The sequence below is a fragment of the Rhodopseudomonas sp. BR0M22 genome, assembly GCF_010907035.1.
Taxonomy (GTDB): domain Bacteria; phylum Pseudomonadota; class Alphaproteobacteria; order Rhizobiales; family Xanthobacteraceae; genus Rhodopseudomonas.
Window position 1 is genome coordinate 57,565 of the sequence record NZ_QUMK01000017.1, and the last position, 23,525, is coordinate 81,089.

At 65.4% G+C, this 23,525-nt stretch carries 19 protein-coding genes; 4 read left to right on the forward strand and 15 right to left on the reverse strand.

All coding sequences use genetic code 11. From position 1 onward, the window contains the following. Nucleotides 1-39: 39 nt before the first annotated feature. The 6 genes from DY468_RS07700 to DY468_RS07725 form a co-directional block, all read right to left on the reverse strand. Nucleotides 40-1,686, reverse strand: a complete 1,647-nt coding sequence (locus DY468_RS07700) for a DmsE family decaheme c-type cytochrome (protein WP_164603924.1) — start codon at nucleotides 1,684-1,686, stop codon at nucleotides 40-42. A gap of 751 nt (nucleotides 1,687-2,437) precedes the next feature. Further along, nucleotides 2,438-3,484, reverse strand: a complete 1,047-nt coding sequence (locus DY468_RS07705; RefSeq protein ID WP_164603925.1) for a sulfate/molybdate ABC transporter ATP-binding protein — start codon at nucleotides 3,482-3,484, stop codon at nucleotides 2,438-2,440. Continuing rightward, on the reverse strand, nucleotides 3,474-4,388 hold the full coding sequence (cysW, locus tag DY468_RS07710) for a sulfate ABC transporter permease subunit CysW (protein ID WP_164603926.1): 915 nt from the start codon (nucleotides 4,386-4,388) through the stop codon (nucleotides 3,474-3,476). Before cysW ends, DY468_RS07705 begins: the two co-directional genes overlap by 11 nt. Before the next feature lie 4 nt (nucleotides 4,389-4,392). After that, nucleotides 4,393-5,229: a sulfate ABC transporter permease subunit CysT gene (gene cysT / locus DY468_RS07715; RefSeq protein ID WP_164603927.1), complete on the reverse strand. Its 837-nt coding sequence runs from the start codon at nucleotides 5,227-5,229 to the stop codon at nucleotides 4,393-4,395. A 285-nt stretch (nucleotides 5,230-5,514) separates the two neighbouring features. Further along, nucleotides 5,515-6,504 (reverse strand): sulfate ABC transporter substrate-binding protein, encoded by a 990-nt coding sequence (locus DY468_RS07720; RefSeq protein ID WP_164603928.1) that lies wholly within the window; start codon nucleotides 6,502-6,504, stop codon nucleotides 5,515-5,517. Between the two features lie 124 nt (nucleotides 6,505-6,628). Next, on the reverse strand, nucleotides 6,629-7,369 hold the full coding sequence (locus DY468_RS07725) for a phosphoadenylyl-sulfate reductase (RefSeq protein ID WP_164603929.1): 741 nt from the start codon (nucleotides 7,367-7,369) through the stop codon (nucleotides 6,629-6,631). Between the two features lie 277 nt (nucleotides 7,370-7,646). Here DY468_RS07725 and cysD point away from each other — a divergent pair, with 277 nt between their 5' ends. Beyond that, entirely contained in the window at nucleotides 7,647-8,534 is an 888-nt protein-coding gene (cysD, locus tag DY468_RS07730) for a sulfate adenylyltransferase subunit CysD (RefSeq protein ID WP_164603930.1), read from the forward strand. 21 nt (nucleotides 8,535-8,555) lie between these two features. Continuing rightward, nucleotides 8,556-10,466 (forward strand): adenylyl-sulfate kinase, encoded by a 1,911-nt coding sequence (gene cysC, locus DY468_RS07735; protein ID WP_164603932.1) that lies wholly within the window; start codon nucleotides 8,556-8,558, stop codon nucleotides 10,464-10,466. A 24-nt stretch (nucleotides 10,467-10,490) separates the two neighbouring features. On the opposite strand, the gene DY468_RS07740 is transcribed toward cysC, so the two are convergent. The 7 genes from DY468_RS07740 to DY468_RS07770 form a co-directional block, all read right to left on the reverse strand. Next, nucleotides 10,491-11,468 (reverse strand): ABC transporter ATP-binding protein, encoded by a 978-nt coding sequence (locus tag DY468_RS07740; protein ID WP_164603934.1) that lies wholly within the window; start codon nucleotides 11,466-11,468, stop codon nucleotides 10,491-10,493. Continuing rightward, nucleotides 11,469-12,881 (reverse strand): amidase, encoded by a 1,413-nt coding sequence (locus DY468_RS07745; RefSeq protein ID WP_164603936.1) that lies wholly within the window; start codon nucleotides 12,879-12,881, stop codon nucleotides 11,469-11,471. Further along, nucleotides 12,878-13,072 (reverse strand): hypothetical protein, encoded by a 195-nt coding sequence (locus DY468_RS07750; protein WP_164603938.1) that lies wholly within the window; start codon nucleotides 13,070-13,072, stop codon nucleotides 12,878-12,880. Before DY468_RS07750 ends, DY468_RS07745 begins: the two co-directional genes overlap by 4 nt. A 13-nt stretch (nucleotides 13,073-13,085) precedes the next feature. Continuing rightward, nucleotides 13,086-14,144, reverse strand: a complete 1,059-nt coding sequence (locus DY468_RS07755) for an ABC transporter ATP-binding protein (RefSeq protein WP_164603940.1) — start codon at nucleotides 14,142-14,144, stop codon at nucleotides 13,086-13,088. A gap of 4 nt (nucleotides 14,145-14,148) precedes the next feature. After that, a complete protein-coding gene (locus DY468_RS07760) occupies nucleotides 14,149-15,039 on the reverse strand; it encodes an ABC transporter permease (RefSeq protein ID WP_164603942.1) in 891 nt (296 codons plus the stop codon). A 19-nt stretch (nucleotides 15,040-15,058) separates the two neighbouring features. Beyond that, nucleotides 15,059-16,012 carry an ABC transporter permease gene (locus tag DY468_RS07765; protein ID WP_164603943.1) on the reverse strand — a complete coding sequence of 318 codons (954 nt, stop codon included), beginning with the start codon at nucleotides 16,010-16,012 and terminating at the stop codon, nucleotides 15,059-15,061. 156 nt (nucleotides 16,013-16,168) lie between these two features. Beyond that, a complete protein-coding gene (locus tag DY468_RS07770) occupies nucleotides 16,169-17,830 on the reverse strand; it encodes an ABC transporter substrate-binding protein (protein WP_164603945.1) in 1,662 nt (553 codons plus the stop codon). Nucleotides 17,831-18,036: 206 nt separating this feature from the next. Here DY468_RS07770 and DY468_RS07775 point away from each other — a divergent pair, with 206 nt between their 5' ends. After that, nucleotides 18,037-19,638 carry an ABC transporter substrate-binding protein gene (locus DY468_RS07775; protein WP_164603947.1) on the forward strand — a complete coding sequence of 534 codons (1,602 nt, stop codon included), beginning with the start codon at nucleotides 18,037-18,039 and terminating at the stop codon, nucleotides 19,636-19,638. A gap of 185 nt (nucleotides 19,639-19,823) precedes the next feature. Here DY468_RS07775 and DY468_RS07780 read toward each other — a convergent pair whose 3' ends face one another. Both DY468_RS07780 and DY468_RS07785 read right to left on the reverse strand, forming a co-directional pair. Then, entirely contained in the window at nucleotides 19,824-20,258 is a 435-nt protein-coding gene (locus tag DY468_RS07780; protein WP_164603949.1) for an EF-hand domain-containing protein, read from the reverse strand. Between the two features lie 20 nt (nucleotides 20,259-20,278). Further along, on the reverse strand, nucleotides 20,279-22,642 hold the full coding sequence (locus DY468_RS07785) for a TonB-dependent receptor family protein (RefSeq protein ID WP_164603950.1): 2,364 nt from the start codon (nucleotides 22,640-22,642) through the stop codon (nucleotides 20,279-20,281). Nucleotides 22,643-23,039: 397 nt separating this feature from the next. Here DY468_RS07785 and DY468_RS07790 point away from each other — a divergent pair, with 397 nt between their 5' ends. Then, nucleotides 23,040-23,453, forward strand: a complete 414-nt coding sequence (locus DY468_RS07790) for a Crp/Fnr family transcriptional regulator (protein ID WP_246700915.1) — start codon at nucleotides 23,040-23,042, stop codon at nucleotides 23,451-23,453. Nucleotides 23,454-23,525: the final 72 nt, after the last annotated feature.

Sequence of the window (23,525 nt, forward strand, 5' to 3'; positions counted from 1 at the left end):
GCGACGGGGGCCGCAGCCGTCGCTGTCCCTGGCACCGAACTATCGGTGCCAGCGCGATCCCGACGGCGAGTTCGAGCCGTGGATGTTGTTGTGGCAATTCTGGCAGGCGTTCCCGACCGCCCAGCGTGCTGCGGTCGGCAGTCCCGGCTGGTTGTGCGGGTTGGTGTGGCACTGCTGGCAAAGCCGCTGCCGCGCGACGATCAGCAGCGACTCGTGATTGGAGCCGTGCGGTTCGTGGCAGTTCAGGCAGTTCTCGCGCACCGGCGGATGTTCGAACAGGAACGGTCCGCGCTTGTCGGCGTGGCAGGTGTAGCAGGTGTCGTTGACGGTCGCTTCCTTGAGCAGTTTCTCGGTCGCGCTGCCGTGCGGGTTATGGCAATTGACGCACGTAATCTTGGTCTCGCGCAGCGGCATGTGCGAGGTCCGCTGCACCTGTGCCTTGCGATCCTTGTGGCACTGGAAGCAGGTATCCATCACCTGCACGGTCTTGAGCTGATTGCGCGGCGACACCTTGCGCATCACGGTGTGGCAATTGACGCAAGCGAGGCCGCGAGTCTCGTGCTGCGAGCCCTGCCAATAGGTCTGATCGCCCTTCTCGTGGCAGCTCAGACAGACGCTGTTGGCCTCGGCGACATCGAAACCGCGGCTGTCGGTTGGGCGGAACGAGCGGATCCCGCCCTTCTCGCGGCCGCCGCCACCGTTGACGTGCGCCGAGCCCGGGCCGTGGCAGGTCTCGCACTCCATCTTGCCTTGCGGCGTGACCTTGCCGGACTTGATGTTGCGGCCCATCACGGTCTGCTGGAATTCGTCGAACAGGCCGGCGTGGCAGGTCTCGCAAGGCTTGGAGCCGACGAAGTAACGGCCGTCCGGATCGCCCGGCGCCGGCGCCACCATCGGCGCGCGGCCGTCGGCCGCCGCCTTCGGTTCGCGCTTTGCGACCATCAGCACGGGGCGCGTATCGTCGGTCTTGGCGGCGAGGATCTCGATGAAGCCGAACCGCTGCGGTTGCTCCGCCGCGTCGTCGAAATTCTCCAGCGCCACCCAGGTGGTCACCATGGCGGCGTCGCGGACCACTTCCGGCATCTGCGCCACGTAGTCCGGCTCGCGTGCAAGTCGTGCCGCCAGCGTGCGGCGGGTCTCGTGCGAACGCAGAATACGCTTTTCGCTGAGTGTGGTGAGGCGCAGCGAGGCCGCAAACCGCAGGTTCTGCTCGAGCTGCGGGCCGCCGTCGATCTGGGGAAGCGCCAGCAAGACCCCGGCCGCGCCATGCCCGGCAAACCGCGTGTCGAACCGCGGGCCCGCAGCGGTCGCACCCTGCGGCGAGCCATGCGGTGAACCGTGGGGAGAACCATGCGCGGAGGCCCCGTGGCCCGACATGCCGCCATGCCCGCCGCCGTGTCCGTCACCGAGCGCGAGGCCGTGGGACGGCACCGGCGTGAAGTTCTGGTCGGTCTTGCCGGCGCTCTGCAAGCCGCGCACATAGTCGACCAGCGCATTGACCGACGGATCGACCGCGCCGACTTGGCCGTCATGCGGTAAGGTGGTGTGTTCGACCATCGCCGGTTCGGCGCCGGCTGGCCAGGTCCCCCAGGCCAGCGCGATCGATACGAACAGCGACGAGATCCAGCTCCGGCGGCCGCGCCGATTTTGGTCGCGCGCAGCCGCCGCCCCCTGAGAGCCCCCCATTGCGTCCCCCGCAAGTGCTCAAAGCACGATGTTTTTGTCAGCCATCATCGATCGCCGTCCGCGTGTCGCGGGCGACGTCGAACCAAGATCGTTTCAGTTTGAAAAAGTCCGTTGGTGCAGGTTCAGCCTGCATCGCGACGCTTGCCGGATTGGTCCGGGAAGTAATTAGTGACCATCTGTCATCAAAATTCACATGCCGTACTAAAATACGTATTTGATCGAGATCAATTATTCACATCTGTTAGCATATGCAGCGAGCGAGTAAGTCCGCGGTGGTTGAGTAGTTGTCCTGGCGTCGCCTAACTCGTGATTTGAACTAATCAAATTGCACTTCGCGCAATGCGGTGGTGGTGCGGATCGCGGTGCTCTGGGGTGATTTGTTGTGTGGCGTTCTGTCGCAGGCGTTGAGCGATGCGCCGGTGTGCAGTGGTCTTCATCGATTGGTTGTTACGGCAACATGATACTTGTTGGTACGATTAGCCGCGTAGTTGTGCCGAGCGATTGATTGTCATTGTCGAAAAAACGATGATTTCGATGTCATGCAAAGTGCTCGGCGGTGTCGCGGGGCACTTCTCCGTAGTCAAGCTGCGTAGAGGCAGGAGGCCTGCCGGGCTCCCGTCCAGCAGCCGCATGGTCGTTGGATTCGTCGCTTGGTAAGTGCTCGCGCGGCTTCGGCGCATCAATCAGACAGGCCGAACTCTCGCGGCCGTCCGGTCAGCAGGATGCGTTGCGCAACCGGACGAGCCAAGGCCTAGCGATCGGCGAAGATGCGGTAGCGCTGAGGCTGCAGACCGATGTGGTCTCCGACCTTGAGCGAGTGATCGCGCGGGGCGTCGATCTCGATCAGGATGTCGCCGCCGAGGCCGCCCAGCACGATATCGGCGCGCTGCATCGGGCCGAACGCACGCACCGCCTTCACGGCGCCTTCGAACACGCCGCTGCCGCTCGGACCCACCGCGACGTCGTGGCGGCGGACGAACAGCTTCGACGGGCCGGCGGCAGCGTCCTGAGCGATGAGATCGAGGTCGCGGTCGCCGAGCCGAACCCGGCCGTCACGCACCTCGACCGGCAGCACGATCGACTCCCCGATAAAGCCGTGCACGAAGGCGGATGCCGGACGCTCGTAGACGTCGCCGGGCGAGCCGATCTGTTCGATTCGGCCCTTGTCCATCACCACGACGCGGTTGGCGACTTCAAGCGCTTCTTCCTGGTCGTGCGTCACGAAAATCGAGGTGACGTGGATCTCCTCGTGGAGATTGCGCAGCCAGGCGCGCAGCTCCTTGCGGACCTTGGCGTCGAGTGCGCCGAACGGCTCGTCGAGCAGCAGGATGCGCGGCTCGATCGCCAGCGCGCGGGCCAACGCGATGCGCTGACGCTGACCGCCGGAAAGCTGACTGGGATAACGGTCGGCGAGCCAGCCGAGTTGCACCAGATCCAGCAGATTGCCGACCCGCTTCTTGATCTCCGCTTCGCTCTTGCGGATCTTGCGCGGCTGCACCCGCAGGCCGAACGCGACATTCTCGAACACGTTCATGTGCCGGAACAGCGCGTAGTGCTGAAATACGAAGCCGACATGGCGCTCGGCCGCGCCATGGGCCAGCGCGTCTTCGCCGTCGATCGTCACCACGCCGGAGTCCGGCCATTCGAGGCCGGCAATGATCCGCAGCAGCGTGGTCTTGCCGGAGCCGGACGGACCGAGCAGCGCCATCAGTTCGCCGGTCTCGACCCGCAGGTCGACATTGTCGAGCGCACGGAAGCTGCCGAATTCCTTGACGATGTTGCGGACTTCAATGGTCATCGGGATGCAGCCCCTCTTCGATGCGGCCTTCCAGCACGGTCTTGACGATCAGCGTCACCAGCGCGAGCAGCGCCAGCAGCGAGGCGATCGCGAATGCGGCCACCATCTGGTATTCGTTGTAGAGAATTTCGACCAGCAGCGGCATGGTGTTGGTCTCGCCGCGGATATGGCCCGAAACCACCGACACCGCGCCGAACTCGCCCATCGCGCGGGCGTTGCAGAGCAGCACGCCGTACAGCAGGCCCCATTTGATATTCGGCAGCGTGACGCGCCAGAAGGTGGTCCAGCCGCTGGCGCCGAGCGATATCGCAGCTTCCTCTTCCTGCTGGCCCTGCTCCTGCATCAGCGGGATCAGTTCGCGCGCCACGAACGGGAAGGTGACGAAGGTCGTCGCCAGCACGATCGCCGGGACCGCGAACAGGATTTGGACGCCATGCGCCATCAGCCATGGTCCGAACCAGCCTTGCGCGCCGAACAGCAGCACGAAGACGAGGCCGGAGATCACGGGCGAGACCGAGAACGGCAGATCGATCAGCGTGATCAGGAAGGTCTTGCCGGGAAAGTCGAATTTCGCAATCGCCCAGGCGGCGATGACGCCGAACACCAGATTGAGGCCGACCGAAATGCCGGCCGCAATCAACGTCAGCTTGATCGCCGCCAGCGCTTCGTCGTCGGCGAGCGCCGACAGATAGAACGCGACGCCTTTCGCCAGGGCCTCGGAAAACACCAGGATCAGCGGCAGCACCACGAACACGGTGAGGAAGGTGAGGGCGAAGCCGATGATCAGCAGTCGCACCCATGCCGGCTCGGTGTGGGCGGACCGGCGCCTGACGGCGGTTGGCGCGGCGGCGTCTGCCGATGCGATCGGCGCACGCCTGACTTGACTGGTCGCAACCATCGTCATGGCGTCACGCCGTGGCCAGCGACCGGGACTGCGCCCAGTGCTGGATCCGGTTGAGGACGAAGATGATCAGGAACGAGAATACCAGCATCACCACCGCGATGGCGGTAGCGTCGGCATAACGGAATTCCGACAGCCGGATCACGATCAGCAAGGGGGCGATCTCCGAAACATTGGGCAGGTTGCCGGCGATGAAGATCACCGAGCCGTATTCGCCGACCGCGCGCGCGAAAGCGAGGGCGAAGCCGGTGAGGAGCGCCGGCGTCAGTGAGGGAAGAATGACGCGCCAGATCGTCTGCCAGCGCGAGGCGCCGAGGCATTCGGCCGCTTCTTCGAGTTCGGTGTCGAGATCGAGCAGCACCGGCTGCACGGTGCGCACCACGAACGGAATGCCGATGAAGATCATCGCCAGGAAAATGCCGAGCGGTGTGAACGCCACCTTGATACCCAGCGCCGCCAGCGGCGCGCCGAGCCAGCCCTTCTGCGCGAACAGCGTGGTCAGCGCGATGCCGGCCACTGCGGTCGGCAGCGCGAATGGGATGTCGACGATCGCATCGAAGATCCGGCGGCCCGGGAACCGATAGCGCACCAGCGCCCAGACGATCAGCAGCCCCGCGATCAGATTGACGCAGGCTGCGGCGAAGGCCAGGCCGAACGAGATCTTCAGCGCATGCAGAGTGCGGGGCGCCGTCACCGTGGACCAGAATTCGGCGAAGCTCAGCTCTGCGGTTTTGACGAACAGCCCCGCCAGCGGGATCAGGATCATCAGTGACAGCCAGGTGATCGTCAGCCCCATGGTGAGCCCGAATCCCGGCAACGATCGCCGTTGCGCAACAGCGGTCATGGCGTCACCTGTGTGAAGCGTCCATGCAGATCGGCATGCGTCAACACACCATCGCCGTCATTGCGAGGAGCGAAGCGACCAAGCAATCCAGCCTTGTGCACGGAGCTGGATTGCTTCGCCGTCGGCTCACAATGACAGGTGGAAGCACTGACGATCGCACACGCGAACTCGGACTCGTTGAGGCGCCTCATCACTCCGACCCTCTCCCCGAACGTGGGGAGAGGGAGCGCGCTGTCAGCTGTGCGAGGCATCTTACCCACCACTCCGGTCTGCGATTGCTCGCGCTCAGTTCTTGTAGATCTTATCGAACACGCCGCCGTCTGCGAAGTGTTCGGTCTGCGCCTTGGTCCAGCCGCCGAACACGTCGTCGATCGTGAAGAGATCAACCTTTGCAAACGTGCCTTCGTGCTTCTTGGATACCTCCGGATCGCGCGGACGGTAGAAGTTCCGTGCGGCGATTTCCTGGCCGTCCTTGGAATACAGGTACTTCAGATAGGCCTCGGCGGTGGCGCGAGTGCCCTTCTTGTCGACGACGGTATCGACGACCGCGACCGGCGGCTCGGCGAGGATCGATACCGATGGTGCGACGATCTCGAACTTGTCGGCGCCGAATTCCTTCACGGCGAGATAGGCTTCGTTCTCCCAGGCGAGCAGCACGTCGCCCACGCCGCGTTCGACGAAAGTGACGGTCGAGCCGCGCGCGCCGGTGTCGAGCACCGGAACCTGTTTGTAGAGTTTGGCGACGAAGTCGCGCGCCGCCTCCGGCGAGCCGGATTTCTTCAGCGCGTAACCCCAGGCCGCGAGGTAGTTCCAGCGCGCGCCGCCCGAGGTTTTCGGGTTCGGCGTGATCACGCTGACGCCGGGCTTGAGCAGATCGTCCCAGTCCTTGATCGCCTTCGGATTGCCCTTGCGCACCAGGAACACGATGGTCGACGTGTAGGGCGAGGAATTCTCGGGCAGCCGCTTCTGCCAGTCCTTCGCGATCAGTCCCTTGTTGGCGATGGCGTCGATGTCGTAAGCGAGCGCCAGCGTGACGACATCGGCTTGCAGGCCATCGATTACCGAGCGCGCTTGCGCGCCGGAGCCGCCGTGCGACTGCTTGATGGTGATGCGATTGCCGGTCTCCTTTTGATAATCGGCGGCGAACGATTTGTTGAGGTCGGCGTACAGCTCGCGTGTCGGATCATAAGAGACGTTCAACAGTGAGACGTCAGCAGCGTGTGCGGTGGTCGCCACCAGCAGGCCGGCGACAATCGGAAGAAGACGGCGAAGCATTGATAGTCTCCATTGGGCTTGACGACGTTTTGGTCGTCGGCGCGGAGAAGCGAAGGTCACGAACAACGTGCGTCAAGTCAACGAAACGGCATTCCAATGTTCGCGCCGTTGCGACCGCAATGTCCTATGAAGTCTTCATCGTGTGAATGCCGCATTCCGTCTTGCTTCTGCCGCGCCAGCGCCCGGCACGCGCATCTTCGCCGGCTTCCGCGCGGCTGGTACACGGCATGCAACCGACCGACAGGAAGCCCGAAGCGAGCAGCGGGTGCGGTGGTAGTTTCGCCGTGGCGTAGATCGCGGCGATCTCGGCCGATGTGACATTGGCGAGCGGATTGAATTTCAGCCGCTTGCCATCGGCTTCGACCACCGGAATGTCGGCGCGCGCGCCGCCCTGAAAGCGCTTGCGGCCATTGATCCAGCCGTCGAACGGTGCCAGCGCGCGCTTGAGCGGTTCGACCTTGCGGATCAGACAGCATTTATCCGGATCGGAAAACCACAGCTCGCGTGCCGCGTCGTCGCGATTGAGATCGGCGTCGAGCGGCTTGATCGCGCGCACGTCGCGCAGGCCGAGCTGCTCGGTAAGTGTATCGCGGTAGGCGAGCGTTTCTTCGAACAGCCAGCCGGTGTCGAGAAAAATCACCGGGATCGCCGGATCGACATCGGCCATCACTTTCAGCAGCGCGGCCGACTCGGTGCCGAACGATGACACCGCCGCGAGTCTGTCGCGGCCGATCTCGCGTAGCGCCGTAGCGACGACCTCGGCTGGCGAGGCGGTCCGTAGCGCAGCGTCGAGCGTCTGCGCACGCGCCTCCACCCCGGAGGGGGCGGGAGCGGAGGAGGAAAGAGTTTGCGCCAGCTCGTTCATTGGTCACTGCGTCCTGATTATCGCGACGTCCATTCCGTCGTGATCCGCATGGGGCGATCGACGAAGAAGGATTGACTAGAAATATTTTCTATCTATGTATCTGACAAGCGCTGCAGAGAGAAAATTATTTCTTCTATTTGCGGCATTCGAAATAGAAATTTCATCTCCGTTTTGCGCGCTGCAGAGATGGCCGTTCTCCCGTGCTTCGGGCGGTCGCTTCGGCGAGCAGACACGACCGGCTCCGTGATGATCGGGGCCGCCAATTCGGGAGCTTGTCATGACGCTCGCTGCGCGAGAAACCGCCACCCTGGTTTCGGTCCCTGAGCGGAGCTTGGTACCTGAGCCGCCGCTCGCGGATCAGCTCCGCGCGATGGATCACCTCGACGCGCTGGAGGCGCAGAGCGTCTATATTTTGCGTGAGGCGTTCGCGCGGTTGAAGAAGCTGGCGCTGTTGTGGTCGCTCGGCAAGGACTCCAACGTGATGATCTGGCTGGCGCGCAAGGCGTTCTTCGGCCGGGTGCCGTTCCCGGTGCTGCACGTCGATACCCAGAAGAAATTCCCCGAAATGTACGCTTTCCGCGAACATTACGCGAAGGAGTGGGAGCTCGACCTCCGCGTCGATTTCTGCCCGCCGATCGACAGCGTCGATCCGACGTTGCCGCCGGCCGCGCGCTCTGCTGCGCGCAAAACTGAGGGCCTCAAGCTCGCGCTCGCCAAATACGGCTTCGACGGACTGATCGCCGGCATCCGCCGCGACGAAGAAGCCACGCGCGCCAAGGAGCGGGTGTTCTCGCCGCGCGGCACCGAGGGCGGATGGGACGTCCGTGATCAGCCGCCGGAGTTCTGGGATCAGTTCAACGCCTCGCCGCCGCCCGGCGCGCATCTGCGCATTCATCCGATCCTGCATTGGACCGAGGCCGACATCTGGGCCTACACCAAGCGCGAAGGTATCCCGATCATTCCGCTGTATCTGGCGCAAAACGGCAAGCGCTACCGCTCGCTCGGCGACCAGGACATCACCTTCCCGGTGGCATCGAACGCCGCCTCGATCGACGAGATCCTGCTCGAACTCGAGACCACCAAGGTACCGGAGCGCGCCGGCCGTGCGCTCGACCACGAAACCGAAGACGCATTCGAGCGGCTTCGTGTCGCCGGCTATCTGTGATCCGCACCCGTGAGTGACGCCATGACCATCGCTGTTCCGCCCGCCTCGCTCGCCGCAGACGCCGTCCGTCCGCTGGTGCGTATCGTCATCGTCGGCCATGTCGACCACGGCAAGTCGACGCTGGTCGGCCGCCTGCTGCATGAAACCGGCTCGCTGCCCGAAGGCAAGCTGGAGATGCTGAAGGCGGTCAGCGCCCGCCGCGGCATGCCGTTCGAGTGGTCGTTCCTGCTCGATGCGCTGCAGACCGAGCGCGACCAGGGCATCACCATCGATACCACCCAGATCCGCTTCCGCACCCACGCGCGCGACATCGTGCTGATCGACGCGCCCGGCCACGCCGAATTCCTGCGCAATATGATCACCGGTGCTTCGCAGGCCGACGGTGCGGTGCTGATCATCGACGCGCTCGAGGGCGTGCGCGATCAGACCCGGCGGCACGGCTATCTGCTCCAGCTGCTCGGCATCAAGCAGGTCGCCGTCGTGGTCAACAAGATGGACCGCGTCGAGTTCTCGGCGACGCGCTTCAACGATATCAGCGCCGAGATCACCGCGCATCTGACCTCGCTCGGTGTGACGCCGACCGCCGTGATTCCGATCTCGGCACGCGAGGGCGACGGCGTCGCCGCCCGCACCGAGAACATCGCCTGGTATCTCGGCCCGACCGTGGTCGAAGCGCTCGACGGTTTGACGCCGGCGCCGCCGCTCGACGCGCTGCCGCTGCGGCTCGCCGTGCAGGCGATCTACAAATTCGACGATCGCCGCATCGTCGCCGGGCGCATCGAGTCCGGATATCTGCAGGCGGGTGACGACATCGTCATCATGCCGGCCGGCAAGATCGCCAGGATCAAGACCGTCGAAGGCTGGCCGGTGACGCCGCTCGCAGGTTCGTTCGGCGCCGGCCGTTCGGTCGGCATCACGCTCGACCGCGAGCTGTTCGTCGAACGCGGCGACGTGATCGGACATGCCGGCACCGCGCCGCGCGACACCCGCCGGCTGCGCGCGCGGATTTTCTGGCTGCACGATCAGCCGCTCACCGCTGGCGCTTCGGTGCTGGTGCGGCTCGGCACCCGCGAGACTCGCGCCAATGTGGTGGCGATCGAGAAGGCGGTCGACCCCGGCGATCTCGCCAGCGAGGCAGCGACCGAGATCAAGCGGAACCATGTCGGCGAAATCGACCTGTCGCTGTCGCAGCCGGTGGCGGCCGATCCGGCGGACGATAATCCCCGCACCGGGCGGCTGGTGATCGAAATCAACGGCCGGATCGCCGGCGGCGGCTTGGTGCTCAGCGTCGACAGCGGCCAGCGTGCCGCCACCGCCGATATCGTGCCGGTCGAGTCGGCGCTGCAGCCGGGCGAGCGCGCCGTGCGCTACCGCCACGAGGGCGCGGTGCTCTGGTTCACCGGGCTGCCGGGCTCGGGCAAGTCGACGCTGGCGCGTGCGCTGGAGCGGCGGCTGTTCGATCGGGGTGGCTCGCCGATCCTGCTCGACGGCGACACGCTGCGCGCCGGGCTGAACAGCGACCTCGGCTTTTCGCCGGCGGACCGGGCGGAGAACATCCGCCGCCTCGCCGAGATTGCGGCGCATCTGGCCGCCAACGGCCACGTTGCGATCGTGGCGGCAGTATCGCCCGCGCTCGCCGACCGCGCCGCGGCGCGGCGCATCGCCGGTGATCGCTTCCGCGAGATTCACGTCGCGACCTCGGCCGATGTCTGCGAACAGCGCGACCCCAAGGGGCACTACGCCAAGGCGCGCGCCGGCGGCCTGCAGAATTTCACCGGAATCGGCAACGACTATCAGCCGCCGATCGCGAGCGAACTGGTGCTCGACACCGCCGGTCTGTCTGTCGGCGAAGCGGTGGCGCAGGTCGAAACCATGCTGGCGCAAACCGGCGTGCTGATCGAAGACCTGGCCGACCTCGCGGCGCATATCTGACGGATCGAAGGGCCGGCCGCGTCCTCAGCCGACCGCCGCGGCCGGCTCGGCCAGGATGCAGCGCGCCATCCGGTCCGGGCCGAGTGCGACTTCGGGCGGCAGGCCGGCTGAGCAGCGCGGCTGCGCATGGGCGCAACGCGGTGCGAACGAGCAGGCGACCGGCTTGGCGTCGAGCGACGGCGGCGCGCCGGGAATCGTCTCCAGCCGCGCGCCGCGCTTGGCGCCGTGCACGGTCGAGGCGAGCAGGCCCTGCGCGTAAGGATGCTGCGGCTCGCGGACGATGTCGCGCAGCGAGCCCTGCTCGATGGTCTGTCCCGCATACATCACGGCGACGCGGTCGCAGATCTCGATCGCCACGCCGATGTCGTGGGTGACGAAGATCACCGACATGCCGAACTCGCGCTGCAGTTCGCGCAGCAGCAGCAGGATCTGGATCTGCACGGTGGCGTCGAGCGCCGTGGTCGGCTCGTCGGCGAGCAAAATCTTCGGCTTGCAGGCGAGTGCCAGCGCGATCATCGCGCGCTGCCGCATGCCGCCGCTCATCTCGTGCGGATAGGCGTCGAGCCGCCGCTTCGCCGACGGGATGCGGACCACTTCGAGCATCTCCAGCGCGCGCGCCATCGCCTCGCGCTTGCTCTTGCCCTCGTGACGCATCACCGACTCGGCGATCTGATCGCCGATGGTGTAGACCGGATCGAGCGCCAGCGCCGGCTCCTGGAAGATCATCGACACGGTCTGGCCGCGGAACGTCGACAGCGCCTCGTCGTCGAGCGCCAGCACGTCCTGTCCGGCGACCCGGATGCTGCCGGTGATCGCGGTGCGCTTCTTTGGCAGCAGCCGCATCAGGGCGCGCAGCGTCACGCTCTTGCCCGAGCCGGATTCGCCGAGCAGGCCGAGCACCTCGCCCTGGCCGAGCGACAGGTTGAGATCATTGATGGCGTAGACCGTCCGCTCGCCGGTGAAGCGGACGTTGAGATCGCGGATGTCGACCAGATTGCTCATCTACAGCTCCGGACATTGTCGATGGAAATCGGTGGCGCGCTGCCAGCCTGCGCCGATCCGCAGCAGCACCGCCTCGTCGAACGGGCGGCCGATCAGTTGCAGCCCGATCGGCAGGCCGGCTTTCGAGAAGCCGCAGGGCAGCGCCAGCGACGGCAGGCCGAGATAGTTGATCGGCCGGGTGAAGCGGGTCAGCCGCTGGATCACGGCCTCGGCGTTCAGGCTGTTGCCGACGTCGCTCTCGGCGATCGTCGGCGCAGGCACCGGCGACACCGGCGCCAGCACCGCATCGACGCCGGCCACCGCCGCGGCGAACTCCGCGAGAGCGACGCCGCGCCAGCGCATCGCTTCCAGATAAGTGACGGCCGGAATCGCCAGCGCGTTCTGCAGCCGCATCAGCACCTGCGGGCCGTAGTCCTGCGGACGTTCGCGCATCCATTTGCCATGGAAGCCGGCGGCTTCGACCGCGAGCACGAGCTGTGCGGCGGCGCTGAGCTGGCGCTGATCCGGCAGTTCGACTTCGACGACGCGCACGCCTTCGCGCACCAGCGCCGCCTTGGTGTCGTCGAGCACGCGCGCGACCTCGGGGTCGAGATCGTCGACATAGAACGTCTTGGGAATGCCGATGCTGACGCCCTGCAATGATCCCTTGGTGGCGGCCAGATAGTCCGGCACCGGGCGGTGCGAGACGGTCAGGTCGGCCGGATCGGCGCCGGCCATCAGGCCGGTGATCAGCGCACAGTCTTCGGCGGTGCGCGCCAGCGGGCCGACGGTGTCGAGCGAGTGCGACAGCGGCATTGCGCCGGCGCGGCTGACCAGTCCCACCGTGGTCTTCAGCCCGGTGACGCCGCAGAAATGCGCCGGCATCCGGATCGAGCCGCCGGTGTCGGAGCCGAGCGCCGCAAAGGTCAGACGCGCCGCGACCGCCGAGCCGGAGCCCGATGACGAGCCGCCGGTGATGTGATCGAGGCCCCACGGATTGCGCACCGCGCCGTAATGCGCGTTGTGTCCGGTCGGGCCATAGGCGAACTCCGACATCTGCAGGGAGCCGAGCCGCACCTGGCCGGCGTCCTTCAGACGCTGCAGGGCGGTCGAGGTGGTGGTCGCGGCGAAGTGGCGGCGGATCTTCGAGCCGCAGGTCACCACGAAGCCGGTCTCGTAGTACATGTCCTTGTGGGCCAGCGGCACGCCGTGCAGCGGTCCTTTGCGTTCACCCTTCGCGAGTGCGGCGTCGGCTGCGTTCGCTGCGGCGAGCGCGCTGTCCGGCTCGATCGCCATGAAGGCGTTCAGCTTCGGCTGCGCCAGGGCGATGCGATCGAGGCAGGCCTCGGTGACCTCGCGGGAGGACAGCTTCTTGGACGCGATGGCTTCGGCGACTTCGGTCAGCGTCAGCAATGCCGGATTGCTCAGGCTCATCGTGCAGCCTCGTTCTGCGCGACGACGTAGGTCGAAGGCTCGAGGTCGAACGGCAATTTGCCCGCGACCGGCGTGAACCCTTCGAAGGCCGGGCCGATCGAATTGGCGATTCGCTTCGCGACGTCGTCGTCGACCGGAAGCCCGGCGATCTCCGCCATGGCCTTGATGGTTGCGGGATCTGGCTTGATCACTGCTGATTTCTCCTTACGGGGCGCGGCTGTGGCCGGAGCCGGGGATCGCCATGAAGCACGCGGCCTGATGGCCGCTGTCGCCGATCGGCGACAGCTTCGGTTTGGCCTGCGAGCATAGCGCCTCGGCGAACGGACAGCGCGGATGAAATCGGCAGCCGGCCGGCGGATCGATCGGGTTCGGCGGATCGCCGGTGATCGGCGGGACCTCGGTGCGGCGATCGGGATCGGACGACGGCATCGCCGCCAGCAGCGCCCGCGTATAGGGATGCGCCGGCTGATCCCACACGTCATCGACCGGACCGAGTTCGACGACTTCGCCGAGATACATCACCAGTACACGGTCGGAGATGTAGCGCACCACGTTGAGATCGTGGCTGATGAACAGATAGGTGAGGCCGAATTCACGCTTCAGGTCGGCGAGCAGATTCAGCACCTGCGCCTCGACCGATTTGTCGAGCGCGGACACCGACTCGTCCAGAATCACCAAACGCGGTGACAGCGCCAGAGCACGCGCGATATTGACGCGCTGGCGCTGGCCGCCGGAGACTTCGTGCGGATAGCGGTGGGCGAAGTTTTCGGGCCGCAGCCCGACCTTGCCGAGCAGTTCGCGCGCCAGCGCACGGGCGCTGGCGTCGCTCATGCCGTGAACCTTGGGACCGAACGCGATCGACTCTTCGATCGTCAGGCGCGGATTGAGCGACGCGTAGCTGTCCTGAAACACCATCTGCATGCCGCGGCGCAGCTCGCGTAGGCTGAGTTCGCGCCCGACCTGCCGGGCGTCGAAGATGATCTCGCCTGCGGTCGTCGGCATCAGGTGCATCAGCAGCCGCGCGGTAGTCGACTTGCCGCAGCCGGATTCGCCGACGATGCCGAGCGTCTCGCCCTTGGCGATCGAGAAGCTGACGTCGTCGACCGCCCGCACCGTCTTGGCGCCGCCGAACAGTCCGGTGCCGCGCACCGGGAAATGCTTGGTGAGACCGTTGACGTGCAGCAGCGGCTGGGCAGCGCCGCCGATGTCTTCGATCGGCTCAAACTTTTCGACTTCTGCGATTGCGGAAACGGCTTTGCTCATCGCCTCAGTTCCTGATGTCCATGGCGCTGCGCATCGAGTCGCTCAGCAGGTTGAAGCAGATCGACACCGCGAAGATCATCACGCCGGGCAGCGCCGCCACCCAGGGGTTGACGTAGATCGCAGTGCGCAGCGTGTTCAGCATCAGGCCCCATTCCGGCTCCGGCGGCTTGGTGCCGAGGCCGAGAAACGACAGGCCGGCGGCCAGGATCATCGACACCGAGATCAGGCCGGTGGCGTAGACGAAGATTGGTCCGAGCACGTTGCCGAGCATGTGCACCCGCATGATGGTGAAGGCGCCGGCGCCGGAGGCGCGCGCGGCCTCGACGAAGTCCATGTTGCGGACGCTGGTGGTGACGCTTTCGGCGACGCGGGTGATCTGCGGCACGAACACCACGGTCAGCGACACGATCGAGTTGGTGATGCCGGCGCCGAGCGCGCCGGAGATCGCGATCGCCAGCAGCACCGAGGGGAAGGCGTAGAACACGTCGATCGTCCGCATGATCGCGGTGTTGACCTTGCCGCCGACATAGCCGGCGACGAGGCCGAGCGAGGTGCCGATCATGAAGGCGAAGATCACCGGCAGCACGCCGATGAACAGCGACAGCCGGCCGCCATAGATCAGCCGGGCCAGCATGTCGCGGCCGAGTTCGTCGCTGCCGAGCGGATAGTTGGCTGTGCCGATCGGCTTCAGCCTTCGGATCATCGAGCCCTGATACGGGTCGGCGAGATGCAGCCAAGGTGCGAACACGGCCGCCAGCACGATCAGCAGCAGGATGATGCCGCAGGCCACCGCGATCTTGTCGCGGATCAGACGCCGGCCGACATTGGCCCAATAGCCGCGGGCTTTGCCGGCGGGGGCGGTCTGCGGCGCGGCGTCGGAAGCGGTCAAACTCATCGTCGGTGCTCCCATGACATCAGGCCCGCTTGATCCGCGGATCGATCAGCGCCTGGGCGATGTCGACCGAGAGATTGAGCAGCACGAAGAACAGCGCCAGCACCAGGATCGTGCCCTGCAGCAGCGGCAGGTCGCGCTGGAAGATCGCCGAGTTGAGCAGCAGGCCGGAGCCCGGCCAGGAAAACACGGTCTCGACCAGGATCGAGCCGCCGAGCATGTAGCCGAGCTGAAGGCCCATCACGGCGAGCGCGGTCGGCGCCGCATTCTTGATGACGTGACCGAACACGCCGGTCTCGCGCAGCCCCTTGGCGCGCAGCGCTTCGACGAAATCCTGCGACAGGATATCGCCGGTCAGCGCACGTACCGTGCGGGTGACGATGCCCATTGGAATCACCGAGGTGGTGATCGCCGGCAGGATCAGGAAGCGGATATGGGCCCAGTCCCAGGCCCATTGCCCGGAGCCGCCGGGGCCGGCGCCGACCGCGGGCAGCCAGTTGAGCTGCACCGAGAACACGATCACCAGCACCATGCCGAGCCAATAGTGCGGCACCGAGACGCCGGCGATGGCGATGCCGGTGGCCATCTTGTCGATCCAGGTGTCACGGAAGTAACCGGCGATCAGGCCGAACAGCAGGCCGAACGAAAATCCGATGATCGCCGCGGCGATTGCCAGCGTCACGGTGTTGCTGACCGCACGCATCACCTCGGCCAGCACCGGGCGCCCGGTGGCGATCGACGTGCCGAGATCGCCGTGCAGTGCCTTCCACAGCCACAGCCCGAACTGCACCGGCAGCGGACGGTCGAAGCCGTAGGCAGCGCGGAGCTGCGCCGCGAGCTCCTGCGATGCGTCCGCCGGCAGCACCGCAACCAGCGGATCACCGGGCGTGATGTGCACCAGCATGAAGCACACCAGCGCGACGCTGAGGACGATCGGAACGACATAGACGATGCGGCGGGCGATATAGGCGAGCACGGGACTCTCACTCGAACGAGGATGCGGTCAGTCGGATCGAGACGTCTCCCCCGTCATTGCAAGCGCAGCGAAGCAATCCAGTGATCAGTGCACTGGGCTGGATTGCTTCGTCGCTTCGCTCCTCGCAATGACGGGGTGGGGTTTCAGCAGTGCCTCTTACGGCGCGATCGACACCGGGGAGAAGTCGACGAACCAGCTCTTCGGTTGGACGAAGCCCTTGATCTTCGGGCTGAGCGCGCGCGGGCCGACGTCGTGGGCGACGTAGAGGAACGCGGCGTCGTCGATCGAGGCGGCGTTGAGCTCGGCGAGCACTTCGTCACGCTCCTTGTCGTCGAAGGTGGTGCGCGCCTTCTTCACCAGCTCGTCGAACTTCGGGTTGTTGATGTAACCCCAATTGTTCGACACCGGCGGCGCCATCGACGACTGCAGGAAGCGCACCAGCGCGAAGAACGGATCCATCGCCGCGTAGGTGACGTTGATCGCATCCGAGCCGTTGGCCGACGGATCCTTGACGCCGCGGCGCCAATTGGTGAACAGCGTGTTCCACTCGATCACGTCGAGCTTGACGTCGAAGTAACACTCCGCCAGCGCCTGCTGCAGATACTCGTTCATCGGCAGCGGCAGCATCTGGCCCGAGCCGGACGCCGAGGTCTGCACCTTGACGGTGAGTTTCTTGGTCGGGCCGTAGCCGGCTTCCTTCATCAGCTTCTGCGCCGCGGGCAGATCGTACTTGATCTGGAACTGCGGCTTGCCGCGCCAGGGGTGCCCCGGCTCGAACGTGCCGGTCGCCGGCACCATCAGGCCCGACAGCAGCCCGTCGCGCATGCCTTCGCGGTCGATACACAGATTGGCGGCGCGGCGGACGCGGATGTCGTTCCACGGCGAGCCTTCGATCCGCGAGAACTGCCACGGCCAGACGTGCGGCTGTTCGTTCTTCTCGATCTTGAAGCCGCGGCCTTCGATCTCCTTCACCGCATCCGGCGCGGGCGCTTCGATCCAATCGACCTGACCGGAGAGGAGTGCTGCAGTCCGGGCATTGGCTTCCGGCATCGGCAGCAGCACCATGCGGTCGACGTGCGGGATGCGGTTCTTGTCCCAGTAACCGTCGTTCTTGGTGAGCTCAAGCCGTTCGCGCGGGGTGAATTTCGCCATCTTCCACGGGCCGGTGCCCGACGCGTCCTTGGCGAACGCGGCCCAGGCGGCGGTCGACTTCGCCTTGGCGTCGGCGCCCTCGGCCTTGTCGTACAGCGCCTGCCACTTGGTCGGGCTCGCCATGAACAGGTTGGTGAGGTTGATCGGCAGGAAGCTGTCGGGCTCCTTGGTGGTCAGCTCGACCGTCAGGTCATCGATCTTCTTGGCCGACACCAGCGTCGGCATCCGCGATGCGGTCACGCCGATCTGGCTGGGGTCGTATTGAGGTGCTTCTTTGTTGAGCACCTTGTCGACGTTCCACACCACCGCGTCGGCGTTGAAGTCGCTGCCGTCGTGAAACTTCACGCCGGGCCGCAGCTTGAAAATCCACTTTGTGTGATCATCGTCCTTCACCTTCCACTCGGTGGCGAGGCCGGGGATGACCACACTCGCTTTGGTTGCCGACGACAGGTCCCACATCGTCAGGCCGTCATACATCGTCAGTCCGGTGAAGCGATTGCCTTCGAAGCCCTGATCGGGTTGGCCCAGCGTGCGCGGAATATCCGCGGCGGTCATGCCGATGCGCAGCACGGATTCGGCGGACGCCAGCGACGGCATCATGAAGACGCTTGCCATCGACAGAGCGAGCAGTACAGCGCGGCGGTTGTTAAGACGAGAATTACGCATTCGACGAGAGTCCCTTCGCAGTGACTAATTGGCAGGCTGGTCAATGCAATGCATGTGCCAGCCAAAGCGGCAGGCTGCCGTCGCGTGCATCCGTCATCCGAGTCAGCGACTGTGAAAACTCGCGCAGAGCCGCAATGCAAAACTGCGGGGCGGGCGTGGCGCGCCCATTGCAAGCGGTTCGCCCATCGTCATGAGGAGATCAGTTGATGGTGCGGCTTAAGAGTTCATGGGTGCTGGGCGTGTTGTTTGCCGCAGCGAGTGCGATCGGCGCGGCGCGCGCGGAGACCGTGGTGCGTTACGGCATCTCGATGGCCGATATTCCGCTGACCACGGGGCAGCCTGATCGCGGCGCCGGCGCGTATCAGTTCACCGGCTACACGATCTACGATCCGCTGGTGGCGTGGGAGATGAACGTCGGCGATCGGCCCGGCAAACTGGTGCCGGGGCTCGCGACCGAGTGGAAGGTCGACGATGCCGACAAGACCAAATGGCGCTTCACGCTGCGCAAGGGCGTGAAATTTCACGACGGCAGCGACTTCAACGCCGATGCGGTGATCTGGAATCTCGATAAGGTTCTCAACGACAAGGCGCCGCAATTCGACAAGCGGCAAAGCGCGCAGGTGAAGACCCGGCTGCCGTCGGTGAAGAGCTACGCCAAGATCGACGATTCCACCGTCGAGATCACCACCAAGACGGTCGACTCGTTCTTTCCGTATCAGATGCTGTGGTTCCTGGTGTCGAGCCCGGCGCAGTATGAAAAGGTCGGCAAGGATTGGGACAAGTTCGCCGCCAATCCGTCCGGCACCGGTCCGTTCCTGCTTACCAAGCTGGTGCCGCGCGAACTCGCCGAGCTGACGAAAAACAACGACTACTGGGACAAGTCGCGGCTGCCGAAGACCGACAAGCTGGTGCTGATCCCGATGCCGGAAGCGTTGACCCGCACCAACGCATTGCTGGCCGGCCAGGTCGATCTGATCGAGACGCCGGCGCCCGACGCGGTGCCTCAGCTCAAGGCTGCCGGCATGAAGATCGTCGACAACGTCACGCCGCACGTCTGGAACTATCACCTCAGCGTGCTGCCCGGCTCACCCTGGACCGATGTCCGCCTGCGCAAGGCGCTCAATCTCGCGATCGATCGCGACGCGGTGGTCGGCCTGATGAACGGCCTCGCCAAGCCTGCGGTCGGTCAGGTCGATCCGTCGAGCCCGTGGTTCGGCAATCCGTCGTTCAAGATCAAATACGATCTGGCCGAAGCCAAGAAGCTGGTGAAGGAAGCCGGCTACTCGCCGGAGAAGCCGCTGAAGACCACCTTCATCATCGCCAACGGCGGCACCGGCCAGATGCTGTCGCTGCCGATGAACGAGTTCCTGCAGCAGAGCTTCAAGGAGATCGGCATCGACGTCGAGTTCAAGGTGGTCGAGCTCGAGGTGCTGTACACCGCGTGGCGCAAGGGGGCGGCCGACGAATCCAATGCCGGCATCACCGCCAACAACGTCGCCTACGTCACCTCCGATCCGCTGTATGCGATCGTGCGGTTCTTCCACTCCGGGCAGGTGGCGCCGGTCGGCGTCAACTGGGGCGGCTACAAGAATCCGAAGGTCGACGCGCTGATCGACGAGGCCAAGACCACGTTCGATCCGAAGAAGCAGGACGAACTGCTGGCGCAGGCGCATTCGCTGATCGTCGACGATGCTGCGCTGGTGTGGGTGGTGCACGACACCAATCCGCATGCGCTGTCGCCGAAGGTGAAGAGCTTCGTCCAGGCGCAGCACTGGTTCCAGGATCTGACCACGATCGGACTGCAGTAACCAACAGCTCAGGTCCACTCGCCGACGGAGCTGCGCATCAACGTGCGCAGCTCTTTTTTTGCGCCGAGTGCCGCATCTTATCGCGACCGAAAGCTGAGCTTATCGACTTGCGCGATACATGCCCAACATTAGGGCGGCAATTGCCTAATGCCGATGCCTTCCGTCATCGCAGCTTGAGCGGATCGCTAGTCCGGGAAGTCGCGGGAGGTCAGCTGCCCGTCGCCGTCCTTGTCGATCGCTTTCATCCACGCCGCGCTGCCGTCGATGAATTCGGCGCGCGACACCCGGCCGTCGCCGTCAGTGTCGTTGCGCGGCAGCGTCAGGCCATCGGCGATCTGCCGAATCTTGACCTGCTCTTCGGCAGAGAACCGCGCGATGCCGGCATCGCGCACCTTGTCGAAGCGTGCATATTCGTCGCGATCGAGATAGCCGTCGGCATTGGCGTCGAACGCATAGAACCGCTGCTCGCGTCCCTGCTTGATCTCGGCCAGCGTGACGACGCCGTCATTGTTGCCGTCCCATTGCTCCAGGAAGTGCGAAAGGCTGATCGAGTCGGCGGCGATCGCCGGCGCGGCAAGCAAGGCGGCCGCGATGGCCGCCAGAAGAAGGCGTTTGGTCATATCGTATCCTTGCTGGTTGATCAGAACGACGCCTTGATGCCGGCGTAGAAGCCGCGGCCGTCGCCAGGCAGGAAGGCCGCCTGATCGGGGCGCGCCTGATCCACCACCAGCGAAGTGGCCGCATAGGTCTTGTTGAACAAATTGGTGATCTCGCCGAACACCCGGAATGTCTTGTTGATCCGGTATTCGCTGCGCAGATCCACCACCGCGTAGGGATCGGCATACAGCGTATTCATGTTGTCGACCGGCACCTCGGCCGGGCTCCAGCGCACCGCGCCCTGCACCATCCAGGCGTCGGTCGCCTGCAGCTGCAGCTGCGCGTAGATCAGATGCGGCACCGCGCCGCCGAGCTTGTTGTTGCCGCGTAGCGGATCGTTGACGAAGCGGAAATCCTGATAGGTGTAGGCGAGCCGGCCGGAGAGCCTGTCGGTGAACTTCATGCCGGCGCCGAGCTCGATGCCGAAATGCGTGGTGCGGTCGGCATTGATCGCGCCGATCGAGGCGCCGGTGACGTCGCGCAGGTTGAGCAGCTCGTTGTCGACCCACGAGTAGTAGGTGACGACGTCCCAGGAGAACCGGTCGGCCCGGCCGCGCCAGCCGCCTTCCACCGTCACGGCGGTCTGCGCCGACAGGTTCGGCGTCGCGAACGCCGCCGCAACCAGATTGGGATTGGGCGGCGTCGGGCGGCCGGGGCTGGAATTCGGCGTGCCGTTGATGGTGGCGATCAGGTCGTCATGGGTCGGCGGCTCGAAGCTGTGGCTGCCGGCGACGAAGAAGGTCTGCGTCGCGTCGGGCCGATACGACAGCGCCAGGCTCGGATTCCAGCCCGAGTAGGAGCGCGCGTAGCTGTTGGTCTGGGTCGGCACCGATCCGTTCGGCAGCAGCACATTCGGCTTGGCCGGATTGTACGCGATGGTCGGCCGCGTCGCGGCGGTGTAGCGGTCGTCGTTGTCCCGCGTCGCATAGGCATATGAGATCGCCGGTGACACCGTCCATTGCTGCCACACCGGCACATTGGCGCCGGCGAACAATGACAGCGTCTGTGCGTCGAGCCGGTTGCTGCCGAACTGCGCGCCGGTCATGCCGCTCTGGTTGAGATAGTAGTCGCGATCCGCCGAGCCGACGCTGTACTGCGCGGTGGTTTCGAACAACGGCAGCAGCGCGTCCGCCGGGTTGTAGGCGTAGCGCACCAGGCCGGTGAAGTCGCCGCCCTTGGTGGCGCGCACCCCCGAAGAGATCGGAAACCGGAAGGTGTCGTCGGTGTAAGTGTAGCCGAGCGCGATGTCGATCAGATGGGCATCGAACGTCGCGGTGGTGCGGTTGCCGATCATGAACTGGCTGGCGTCGCGCCGCGGCTTGTCGCGCACGGCGTTCGGCCCCGGATTGATCGCGACGCCGTTCACCACGGTCGGTCCGGTCGCCGTCTGCCGCGGATTGGCGTACAGCGCGTCCTTGTTGATCGGACCGGCGACGTCGAATCCGAGGTCGGTGTAGCCCAGGAAGAACCGGGTCTTGACGTTCTCCGACAGCGCGATGCCGACATTGGCGTTGAGGCTGGTGCGGTCCGACGCATTGTAGTCGCGGAAGCCGTCGCGCCGGGTGGTGTCGAACTGCAGGAAGGCGTCGACGTTGTCTTTCTTGGTGCCGATCTGGGCGCTGCTGTTGATCTGGCCGAAGCTGCCGCCGCTCACCGACATCTGCACGCCGGGCTGGCTCGATCCGGTCGGCGAGATGAAGTTGATCGCGCCGCTCAGCACCGTGGCGCCGAGCCGGTTGGCCATGTAGCCGCGATACACCTCGATCGCTTCGGCCTGCCGCGGATTGGCGAAGCCGACGATGTAGGAGCCATCGGCACGGTTGATCGGCAGGCCGTTATACAGCACCAGCACGCCGCGTTCGGCCGGGTTCTGCTGCGCCGAACCGCGCATCTGAATCCGCGGCTGGTCGTTGGCGCCGAGGAAATTCTGGATAATCAGCCCGGGCACCCCGGACAGCGTGTTGGCGAGCGTCGGGTTGCCCGCGTTCTGCATGTCCTTCTGCGACACCAGCGCGACGCCGCCGGCCAGCACGTTGAAGCGCTCGCGCACCAGGTCCACCGTCTGAACGGCGGAAGCTGCCGGCGCAGCGCTCGGTGTCGCGGCAGGAGCAGCGCGGCGCACCACGGAGCGCGGCCGCGCCGGCGCGCGGACCGTTTCGCGCCGCTGCTCGACCACGATGGTGTCGAGCGTGATGGTGGCGCCGGGCGCTGCCGATTGGGCAAAGCAGAGCTGGCTGCTCGAGGTCAGCAGGGCCGCCAGCGTGATGGTGCGCAGCGGCCGGCGTGGTGCCGCCGCAAGCGTCTTGCCGATCAGGCTGCGTGTGTCCGGATGCGCATCCGCTCTCATTGTTCGATCCCGTCCATTCGATCATCGCCCGCCTTCTCGGCGTGCGGCGCGGCGATGGCTCGCCGTCCTTGCGAATGAAAGGTCGCGCCCTTGCGGGCCGCGACAGCCGGCGCAGGCCCGCGTCAGCGACCGCGATCACGACCTTTCGGTTCTGATCTCGATGGCAATCGGGCTTTCTCGATCGGCGCCGACCATAGCGAGCGCCTCGCCGCGGCTTTTTGCTTTCGAGCAAACAACGTCGGCCGCGGGCGCGGCGGCCCCCTAGAAAAGCTCGCGACTGTGACAATTATTCACGGGCCGATTAGAGGCCTTCAAAACCACAGCGGCCAGCGCCGCTGATAGGAAGGCGCCGTAGGAAACGCCCGCTGATAAACGCCGCAGGGTCGCAAGGTCGATGATGGAAAAGGGTGTCCTACGCGCCGCCGCCACACGCAGCGCGCTGTTCTCGCAATTGCCGCCGGCGGAGACGTCGCGTCTGCTCGACGCGTCGAGCCTGCGGCAATTTCCGGCCGGGCAGGCGCTGTTTCACCAGGGCGACGTGCCGGAGTATCTGTTTCAGATCGTCAGCGGCCTGGTCCGCGTCACCCAGCTCAACAGCGAGGGCGAGCAGATCACGCTGCGGATCATGCGGCCGGGCGATCTGTGCTGCGTGGCGGCGTTTCGCCAGCGCTCCTATCCGGCGACCGCGACCGCGATCAAAGCCACCTCGACGTTGGCATGGCGGACCGGCGCCTTCGTCGCGCTGACCCAGCAGAGCCCTACGAGATTCACACATCTGGCCTTAGCTTCCAGCCTGCGAGCATGGCTCTGAGGGATTGGAGGCCGTGGAGGATCACGATGGGGCCTGGCTTGCCGTAGTAGCCGGTCCATCCGCCAAGGCGGG